At 68.7% G+C, this 8,123-nt stretch carries 7 protein-coding genes; 1 reads left to right on the forward strand and 6 read right to left on the reverse strand.

The annotated features are described in order from the left end of the window. Nucleotides 1-37: 37 nt before the first annotated feature. The 6 genes from WBL05_RS11795 to trxA form a co-directional block, all read right to left on the reverse strand. Nucleotides 38-1,447, reverse strand: a complete 1,410-nt coding sequence (locus WBL05_RS11795) for a peptidoglycan D,D-transpeptidase FtsI family protein (RefSeq protein WP_424226147.1) — start codon at nt 1,445-1,447, stop codon at nt 38-40. After that, on the reverse strand, nt 1,444-2,850 hold the full coding sequence (locus WBL05_RS11800; protein WP_424226156.1) for an FtsW/RodA/SpoVE family cell cycle protein: 1,407 nt from the start codon (nt 2,848-2,850) through the stop codon (nt 1,444-1,446). Before WBL05_RS11800 ends, WBL05_RS11795 begins: the two co-directional genes overlap by 4 nt. Next, on the reverse strand, nt 2,850-4,430 hold the full coding sequence (locus WBL05_RS11805) for a PP2C family protein-serine/threonine phosphatase (RefSeq protein WP_424226149.1): 1,581 nt from the start codon (nt 4,428-4,430) through the stop codon (nt 2,850-2,852). Before WBL05_RS11805 ends, WBL05_RS11800 begins: the two co-directional genes overlap by 1 nt. Beyond that, complete coding sequence (locus WBL05_RS11810; protein WP_424226151.1) at nt 4,431-4,931, reverse strand: FHA domain-containing protein FhaB/FipA; 501 nt, start codon at nt 4,929-4,931, stop codon at nt 4,431-4,433. Between the two features lie 4 nt (nt 4,932-4,935). Further along, nucleotides 4,936-5,652, reverse strand: coding sequence for an FhaA domain-containing protein (locus WBL05_RS11815; protein ID WP_424226153.1), 717 nt, complete (start codon nt 5,650-5,652; stop codon nt 4,936-4,938). Nucleotides 5,653-5,795: 143 nt separating this feature from the next. After that, complete coding sequence (trxA, locus tag WBL05_RS11820) at nt 5,796-6,191, reverse strand: thioredoxin (protein ID WP_424226155.1); 396 nt, start codon at nt 6,189-6,191, stop codon at nt 5,796-5,798. A gap of 408 nt (nt 6,192-6,599) precedes the next feature. Here trxA and WBL05_RS11825 point away from each other — a divergent pair. Further along, nucleotides 6,600-8,123: aspartate:alanine exchanger family transporter (locus WBL05_RS11825; RefSeq protein WP_424226158.1), on the forward strand; the 1,524-nt coding region annotated here is incomplete at its 3' end.

The raw sequence follows: 8,123 nt of genomic DNA on the forward strand, positions 1-8,123 counted from the left end.
TTCCAACAACTTCCGAAGGTTCCGGACGATCGGTGGCTCATGGCACTGCCTCCATCACGGCTCGGGCCACCGGGGTGGCGGTGGCGCCCGGAAGTTCCTCGGCCAGGTAGACCGCGACGGCGACGTTCTTCTCGGCCACGTAGCCGGCGAACCAGGAGTGGGAGGCGGCGCCCGGGGTGGTCTCGGCGGTTCCGGTCTTGCCGCCGACGGTAAGGCCCGGGATCTGGGCCTGGGTGCCGGTACCGCGTTGCACCACGTGGGTCATCATCTCGGCCAGCAGCGCGGCGTTGGCCGGGCTCATCGCCTGCCCGACCTCGGTCGGGTCGTGGCGGGACAGCACCCGCTGGTTGGCGTTGCGGACCTCCTCGCCCACGTACGGCTCCATCACGGTGCCCCCATTGGCGATCGCGCCGGCGACCACCGCCATCTGCAGCGGGGTGGCTGCCACCTCGAACTGCCCGATCGAACTCATCGCCAGCTGGGCGGGGTCGGGATCGTCCGGGAAGTTGCTGGCGGCCGACTGGACGTCGCCCTCGAACGCCGAGTCGAAGCCGAAGGCCTGGGACTGTTCGCGCAGCACGTCGGTGCCCAGGTCGAGGGCGATGTTGGCGAAGCTGGTGTTGCACGACAGCGTCAGGGCGTTGTCGAGCGACTGCTGGGTGTTGCCGCAGGCGGCCAGGTTGGGCAGCGTGATCAGGGTGCCGGGCAGCGGTAACTCCTGCGGGGTGTCGATCATGGTCTGCGGGGTGTAACCATTCTCCAGGGCGGCGGCGGCAGTGACCAGCTTGAACGTCGAACCGGGGGCGAAGATCTCCTTGGTCGCCCGGTCGTTCAGCGGGTTGGTCGGGTCGCTGGTCAGTTGGTCCCAGGCCTGCTGGGTGGCGGGGAAGTCGAGGCTCGCCAACGAGTTCGGGTCGTAGCTGGGCTTGCTCACCCAGGCCAGGATCGCGCCGGTGGTGTAGTCGAGGGCGACCACGGCGCCGTCCCGGTTGCCGAGCGCGTCCCAGGCCGCCTGCTGCACCACCGGCACGATGGTGGTCTGCACCTGGCCACCGCCGGTTTGGCGCCCGGACAGCGTGTCCAGGATCCGCTGGGTGAACTGGGCGTCGGACTGGCCCAGCAGTTCGGAGTTGTAGGTCTGCTCAAGTCCGGTGCGTCCGAAGATGTAGGAGTAGTAGCCGGTCACCGGCGCATACAGCGGGCCGTCCAGGTACTGCCGCTGGTGCTCGTAGGGACGGCTTCCGGTCTCGATGCTCTCCGCGACCGGGGTGTTGGCGGCCAGGATCGGGCCGCGCGGGCCGCCGAACTGCTCGTCCCGGACCCGGACGTTGCGCGGGTCGTTCAGCAGGTCGTCGGTGCGGACGTAGTAGCTGATGGTCACGTTCAGCATCAGCGCCAGGAACATCGCGATGGCCACCATGGCCACGCCCCGGATCGAACGGTTCACGGCCTGGCACCACCTTGCAGGTCGATCACCGATGTCGGCATGTCGCTGAGGTCGACCTCCACCGGGCCCGCCTTGGTGGCCGGGCGCCTGGCCTGGTGGCTGATCAGCATCAGCAGGGCCACGATCATCCAGTTGGCGATCAACGAGCTGCCGCCCTGGCTGAGGAACGGTGTGGTCAGACCGGTCAACGGCAGCAGCCGGGTGACGCCGCCGATGATCGCGAAGGTCTGCAGCGCGAAGATGAAGCTGAATCCGGCGGCCAGCAGCTTGCCGTAGATCACCGTCGAGGTCAGCGCCACCCGCAGCCCGCGGGCGACCATCAGCAGGTAGATCAGCAGCACCGCGATCAGCCCGACCAGGCCGAGTTCCTCGGCGATGGCGGCCGAGATGAAGTCGGAGCTGGCCACCGGCGTCAGGCCCGGCCGGCCCTCGGCCCAACCGCGTCCGAACAGGCCACCCCAGGCCATCCCGTACTGGGCGGTGATGATCTGGTAGTTGCGGTCGTAGTCGCTGAACGGGTCAAGCCAGCTGGTCACCCGGGTGGCCACGTGCGGTGCCACCTGGCTGATCAGCACCGCAGCGACGGCGAACGCACCCAGCCCGATCACTACCCAGCGGATCTGGCTGGTGGCGACGAACAGCATCATCACGAACAGGCCGAAGAACAGCATCGAGGTGCCCAGGTCGTTCTGGAAGACCAGCACCACCACCGCGGCGGCCCACATCACCCCGATCGGCACCAGGTCACGCAGCCGCGGCAACTGGAAGCCGAACACCCGGCGACCGGCCAGCTGCAGCAGGTCGCGGTTGGCGGTCAGGTAGGACGCGAACGCCAACGTCAGCACGATCTTGGCGATCTCGGCGGGCTGGAAGGAGTAGCCGAAGACCTGAATCCAGATCTGCGAGCCGTTCTCGACGTTGCGCGGTGAGGCCAGGCCCGGCACCAGCGGCAACAGCAGCAACACCATGCCGACCAGGAAGAGCACGTACGGGAACCCCTCCAGGATCCGGTAGTCGCGCAGGAAGGTCAGGATCAGCGCGAACAGCACGATCCCCAGACCGGTCCAGACCAGTTGCATCACCGCCGCGCTGTCGGGCGGGTCGAAGCCGATGTCGATTCGGTGGATCATGGCCAGGCCGAGCCCGTTGAGGGCCAGCACGCACGGCAGGATCACCGGGTCGGCGTAGGGGGCCCGGAACCGGACGGCCAGGTGGGCGGCCAGGCACAACGCCAGCCAGACCGCGCTCACCACGATGGCGTTGCTGGGGATCTCGCCGTCCCGGTTCAGGTGGGTGGTGAGCCAACCACCGATGCCGAACAGGCTGGCCACCAGACACAGGCCCAGTTCGGCGTTGCGCCGCTTCCGGTAGACCACGACTGGTTGGGCGGTTTCGCTGGCCATCATCCGCACGCCTCCAGATCTGGGCGGGGGGAGGTTGTCCCGGTGGGGGTTCCGGTTGGGCTGGGACGCGTCATTGCGCCCGGGCTGGTCGCAGCGGCCGAGGCAGCCTCGCCGTCGGCGCTGTTCGGCGACTCGCCGGTCGGGCCAGCGCTGCCGTCCTCGCCCCCCGGGGGCGATGGGGACGCGGTGGCCGCGCGCTGAGCGCGCTCAGCGATGCAGCGTTCGGCCATCCGTCCCAGGTTCGCCAGCTCCTCGTGGGCCTCGTCGAGTGAGCCGTAACGCAGTTCGCGCTGCTCGACGCGGCCGGCGTAGTAGGGCGGCAGGTCGGCGACCCGGATGGGGCTGGTCTCGAGCTTGGTCCACAATTCCTGGCCCAGGATCTGCTCGGGAACGCCCTGGTAGACCGCCACCCGCAGGTCGTCCGGCCCGATGAAGTACTGGCCGTTGACGTAGGCGCGGCCGCCCAGGATGACCGCCAACCCGACCGCCAGCACGGCCAGGATTGTGGTGATCACCGGCAGCAACCGGCGTCCCCGGGACGGCACGTGCGGGCTGTAACGGATGGATTCGAAGGCGTCCGGGTCGATCAGCCCGGCCGGCGGCTGGTCGACCGATGCCGGTGTCGCGCCCGCCGGTGCGGCGGCAACCGGTGGGGGCTGGGTGGTGGCGCCCTCGGCGGCGGTCGACGACCCGCCAAGCACCGACCGGATGATGGGCAGGCGGCGGGTGTCCTCCTTGAGCTCGGCGATGATGCCGGTCGATTCGACCTTGGGGATCTTCATGGTCTCGGCCGCCCCCAGGACGCGCGGCTGGACCGTCTCCAGGGCCTCGTCCGGCTCGACCACATCGGCGACGACCACGGTTATGTTGTCCAGGCCGCCGGCCGACCGGGCCGCGTCGGTGAGCGAACGGACCACGGCGTCCAGGTCGTCCGACCCGGTCAGCAGTCGCTCGATCACGTCGTCGTCCACCATCGCCGACAACCCGTCGGAGCAGAACAGCAGCCGGTCGCCGAGTTGGGCGTCCAGCAGTTCGTAGTCGGCGGTGTGGCTCGGTTGACCGTTGAGGACCTTCAGCAGCAGCGACCGGTGCGGGTGCTCGGCCGCCTCCTGCTCGGTAATCTTGCCCTCGTCGACCAGGGACTGCACCCACGAGTGGTCGGTGGTCAGCCGCCGGAACTCGCCGTCGCGCACCAGGTAGCCGCGCGAGTCGCCGATGTGGCAGATGCCGTACTGGGTGCCGGAGAACATCGCGCCACACACCGTGGTGCCCATGCCCTCCAGTGCCCGGTCGTTGGCGACCAGGTCGGCGATCTTGTCGTTCGCCCTGGTCAGCGCCCCGCTGAGGGCCTCCAGCATGCGCTCGCCGACCAGCCGTTCGCCGCCGGAGTCGGAGCGGTTCTGGTCGTCGACCCGGCGCATCTCACGGACTGCAACCGAGCTGGCGAGGTCGCCGGCCGCGGCGCCACCCATGCCGTCGGCCACCAGGATCATGCTGGGGGAGACGTAGGCGGAGTCCTGGTTGTTGTCGCGAACCAGGCCGATCTCGGAATGCGCCCGGGCCCTGAGCGAGAACGCCATCTAGCCCTCCAGCTGCATCTGGGAACGCCCGATGCGAATAACGTCCCCCACCTCGATGCGGGTCGGCTGGCTGATCTGGTGGCCGTTCACGTAGGTGCCGTTGGTCGAGCGGAGGTCTTCGACGACGAACCCGTGCTCGTCCCGCCAGATCTTCGCGTGCCGGCTGGAGGCGTAGTCGTCGTCGACATCGAGCTGGCAGGACGCCGCCCGACCCAGCGTGATCTCCTGCCCCACCTCCGGTAGTGCCGCGCTGCGGCCGGCCGCTCTGCCGGTGGTGATCCCGATCCGGGTGGGCGCCGCCGGTGCGGTGGCCTGCTGCTTGTTGCGGCGGAAGCTGCCCTGGCCCCGGGAGGACGCCCGCTCGTCGGCGGCGACCAGTTCCTCGGCGGTGACCCGGCGTCCGAACAGGTCGGCACGTACCGTGGTCACCACGAACAGGATGAAGATCCACATCAGCAACAGGAAGGCCACCTTGAGCGCGGCGAGCAGCAGCGAGCTCACGACGTCACGACCCCACGGGTGAGTGCACGAGCATCCGGGTGGAACCGATCTCGATGCGCGAACCGTCGGTCAAGGGCACGTTGGTCACCCGCTGGCCGTTGACTATCACGCCATTGGTGGAGCCGAGGTCCTCGATGCTGACCACGACGTCGCCGGTGGCGTCCTGCTTGACGATGATGTGGGCGTGCTTTCGGGAGATACCAGGATCGTTGATCCGCAGGTCGGCCTCGCTGCCGCGGCCGATGGTGAATCCGGGAGGTAGCAGCGGGTGCCGCACGCCGTTGACCTCGAGCACCAGCGGTGCCCGCTTGATCGCTGTGGTGGACGCCGCGCCGCCGGTCTCGGCAACCGTGGCCACCGCCTCCGACTCGACCCGGAACCGCCCCACCGTCAGGGTTTCATCGCAGGCGTAGTCGATGCGGATCGGGCCGTTGAAGACGTACTTGCGCTCACCGGCGTGTCGGCGCATCTCGGGGACGATGTCATCGTTGATCGCCCGCGCCATAGGAGCCAGCTCGTCGTAATCGTGTTGGGAGAGGAAAACGGTGAAGTTGTTCGGCACCAGCTTCTTGTCCCGGTTCAGCAGCTTGGCCTGGGAGTCGAGCTCCTTGCTGAGGCGGGTGGCGATCTCGATCGGCTCCACCTCGCTGCGGAAAGCACGCGCGAATACGCCGTTGACCACGTTCTCGAGCCTGCGCTCGATGTCGTGCAGCCAACCCATCGGGGCCTCCTTCCGGTGCCGACCGGCTCGGTACACGGCCATGCCCGGTCGCGTGGAGCGGTCCACGGCTACCCGACGATAGCGCGGGCGCCCAGCTGCGATCTTAGGACATCGCAGCTGGAGCAGCCCGCGCGTGGGTCCGATCAGTTGTTGTGGGCAGCCCGCTCCTCGGCGTCGGCGGCGTTCATCTCCTCCACCTTGCGGCGCACTTCGTCCATGTCGAGGGCACGCACCTGCTCGACCAGGCTCTCCAGCGCGGACGCGGGCAGCGCGCCGGCCTGGGAGAAGACGGGGATGCCGCCACGGAAGATCATCAGCGTGGGGATGGACGTGATACCGGCCGCACCAGCCAGCTCCTGCTGGTCCTCGGTGTCGATCTTGCCGAAGGTGATGTCGGTGTGGTTCTCACTGGCCTGCTCATAGACCGGTGCGAACTGATGGCAGGGCCGGCACCAGTCGGCCCAGAAGTCGAGGAAGACAATGTCGTTGTCACGAAGCGTCTCATCCAGGTTCTCACTGGTGATGGTGACGGTGGCCATTAGATTTCTCCTGTAATCGACGTTTTTCGTACTGTCGGTGGAACGCGCCGTCACAGGCGGGTATTCCCCGGCGTTGGCCGGTGGCCGGCAACGATGCCGTGCCCGCAAGCAGGTGTCTGTACCGGAACCGGGGGCACACCTTGCCGGGTGCGGGGGACTGGGCCGCTTCCCCAATTGGTAGAAAGCAAAGGTCGAGGCCCGCGCACCCACCCCCTGAGACGCGAGCCTCGACCTGCAGTCGTACGTCAGTGGCCGGGGGGACCACCGGAATCGACCGTGGACTAATCTTGCCACGCGTCCGGCCTGAACTCCAGTAAAACGGGCAGAATTTCTGCCACGTTTCGGCAACGCACGAAAGAGAGAACCCCGGTGGTCGAGATCCTTGTTGCCAACCCGCTGCTGGCAGTGATGCTCGTGCTGGCCGCCGGCGCCGCCGTCGGCCAGATCCCGTTCGGACCGTTGAAGTTCGGTGCCGCCGGCGCGCTGTTCATCGGTCTGGCGGTGGGCACCCTCGACCCCAGGATCGGGGAGTCGCTGGGCATCCTGCAGAGCCTGGGACTGGCGTTGTTCGTCTACACCGTCGGACTGGCGGCCGGGTCCACCTTCCTGCGCGACCTGCGCACCCAGTGGCCGCTGATGGGGCTTGGGGTGCTGGCGCTGGTCGTGGTCGGGGTGGTGGCTCTGATCGCCGGTGCAGTGCTCGGCGTCGACGTGGCCGGCATCGCCGGCGCCTACTCCGGTGCCCTGACCTCGACACCGGCGCTGGCCGCGGCGTCCCGGGCGGCTGGCGACGACCCGCTGGTGGCGGTCGGCTACGCGCTGGCGTACCCGGTCGGCGTGGTACTCGCCATCATCATGGTGGCGCTCGGGATCGGCCGCGAATGGCCCGCCCGACGCGACACCGCGTCGCTGGCCGGTGCCGGCATCGACAGCATGTCGGTGGTGGTCGACCACCCGATGGCCATCGACGACGTGCCGGGCTGGAAGGAGCAGGAGGTCAAGCTGAGTTACCTGCGTCGGGGCAGCCGGACCCGGGTGATCCAGCCCGGCGACCAGTTGACCGAGGGTGACACCGTCCTGGTGGTGGGGCCCAACGACGCGGTGCAGGCCGCTGCCGACGCGCTCGGTCGCCCCGCGCGCACCGCACTGACCCACGACCGGGCCGACGTCGACTTCCGCCGCTTCCTGGTGTCGGACCCGAAGCTGGTCGGCAAGACGGTCCCGGAGTTGGACTTCCCGCAGCGCTTCGGAGGGACCATCACCCGCATCAAGCGCGGCGACCTGGACATGGTGGCCGCCGACAACCTCGTCCTGCAGCCCGGCGACCGGGTGCTGGCGGTGGTGCCGAGGGAGCGGATGGAGGACGCCGCCAACTTCTTCGGCGACTCCGAGCGCAAGATCAGCGAGATCGATGCGCTGGCCTTCTCGGTCGGGCTGGCTGCCGGGCTGCTGCTTGGCCTGATCAGCATCCCGCTGCCCGGTGGGGTGAGCTTCTCGTTGGGCACCGCAGCCGGCCCGCTGGTCGTCGGCATGGTGCTCGGTGGCATCCACCGCACCGGCCCGCTGCAGTGGGACCTGCCGCAGGCCGCCAACCTGACCATCCGCCAGCTGGGGTTGCTGCTCTTCCTGGCCGCCGTTGGCCTGGCGAACGGAACCGCCTTCGCCGAGTCGATGTTCACCCTCACCGGGGCCAAGCTCGGCGCGTTGGCGGCGGTGGTCGTGCTCGCCACAGCCGGGGCGTTCCTGCTCGGCGGCCGGCTGCTGGGACTGTCAGCGCAACGGGTGATGGGCGGTTTCGCCGGCCTGATCGGGCAGCCGGCCATTCTGGCGTTCGCCACCACCCGCACCAACGACGAGCGGGTCGAATCGGGCTACGCTGCGCTGTTCGCGGTCGGGATCATCGCCAAGATTGCGATCGTCATCCTCATGGTG

The organism is Brooklawnia sp., assembly GCF_049651565.1.
In the GTDB taxonomy this organism is placed as follows: Bacteria; Actinomycetota; Actinomycetes; order Propionibacteriales; family Propionibacteriaceae; genus Brooklawnia.